Here is a 1,552-nt window from a genome sequence, read left to right as displayed (position 1 = left end):
CCCCTGCTCCCCTGCTCCCTTGCGTTTCTTCGACTTGAGCAAATAAGCACTCAACATCGGCGTCATCGTACAAGCCACCAGTGTAGAAAACATGGTGGAGACTGCAACCGTTACCCCAAACGGTTGGAAAAACTGACCGGGAATACCCCCCATAAACGCCACAGGAATAAATACCGCCACAATCGTTGCCGTGGTTGCCACTACTGCCAAACCAAGTTCTTGCGTCGCATCCAGTGCCGCTTGGAAGGGTTTCTTGCCCATCTGCAAGTGCTGGTCGATGTTTTCAATCATGCAGATGGCATCATCAACCAAGTTACCCACAGCTAGCGCTAACGCCAGCAGGGTCATACCATTGAGGGTATAGCCTAGCAATTTCATCACCCCAAAGGTAGGAATAATCGACAGGGGGAGTGCTGTCCCGGTAATCAGCGTGGCTCGCCAATCCCGCAAAAATAATCCGACTGAAATGACCGTCAAGATACAAGCCAGCACCAGAGAATCAATGGTGGCTTGGTAGGAGCCGCGGATGGCATCAGCGCGGGTGAAAATCAGCTCCAGCCGCACATCCTCCGGCAGAGTTTTTTGAAGTTCTGTGACTGCCTTGCGGACGCCTTCTTCCACGGTGACTAAGGTGCTACCCGTACTGCGGAGTACAGAAAACGCTACGACTGATTGCCCATTTAAAAGCGCGGCTTGTCGCCGTTCGGCAAACCCATCTTGAACGTCTCCCAAACTGGACAGGGGAACGGTAGCGCCATCAGGGAGAACGATGCGGTAGCTTTTTAAATCCTCTACTGTCTTGGCACTGCCTAGCGTCCGGATGTTCTGTTCACTACCGCCGACATTTCCCCGCCCCCCTGGTAAGTTGATATTAAAATTCCGGATTTGGTCGTTAACTTGGGTGGCAGTAATTCCATAAGCCTGCAAACGGCTGGGGTCAAGGTCAACCCGAACCTCTCGATCAACCCCTCCCAATCGGTCAATTTGAGCAACTCCTGGCACGGTGAGGAGGGCGCGGTTAATGGTGCGGTCAACTAAATCGCTCAATTCTTCTACCGATCGCTTTTCGGAGGCGACGGCATAAGTCATCACCGAACCTCCCGCAAATTCCAGACGCTGGACAATCGGTTCGTTGGCGTCTTGGGGCAAGTCTTGGCGAATCTGGGCTACCGCATTGCGAACATCATTCGTAGCGCGATCGCTATTCGTTCCCAGGACAAAATTAATAGTGGTAACGGAACTTCCCTCAGTAACAGTCGAGGTGAGGTCGTCAATATTTCCCAACCCAGCCACGGCATCTTCAACTTTCTTCGTTACCTGAGTTTCCAGTTCCGTCGGTCCAGCACCGGGTTGGGTAACGGTAATCATCACGGCTGGAATATCAATATTGGGATTGCTGTCAATTCCCAACCCGAAAAAGGACATCATGCCGAAGATGCCCAGAATCAGGAACATAACGATGGTAGGAACGGGTTTTTTAATCGACCAAGCGGAGACGTGGAAGGACATAGGCTTAAAGATGCGGGGGAGCAGAGGGGCAGGGGAGCGGAGG

The 1,552-nt window shown here is 52.4% G+C and carries 1 protein-coding gene; it reads right to left on the bottom strand.

What is annotated here, in order from left to right:
- On the bottom strand, positions 1-1,509 hold a 1,509-nt coding region (locus tag IQ257_RS29590; RefSeq protein ID WP_193933524.1), incomplete at its 3' end, for an efflux RND transporter permease subunit.
- Positions 1,510-1,552: the final 43 nt, after the last annotated feature.

Origin of the sequence: Coleofasciculus sp. LEGE 07092 (assembly GCF_015207375.1) — a bacterium.
Lineage (GTDB): Bacteria > Cyanobacteriota > Cyanobacteriia > Cyanobacteriales > Coleofasciculaceae > LEGE-07092.
Note: the sequence above shows the minus strand (reverse complement) of the source record. Positions and strands in the feature narration are given on the sequence as shown.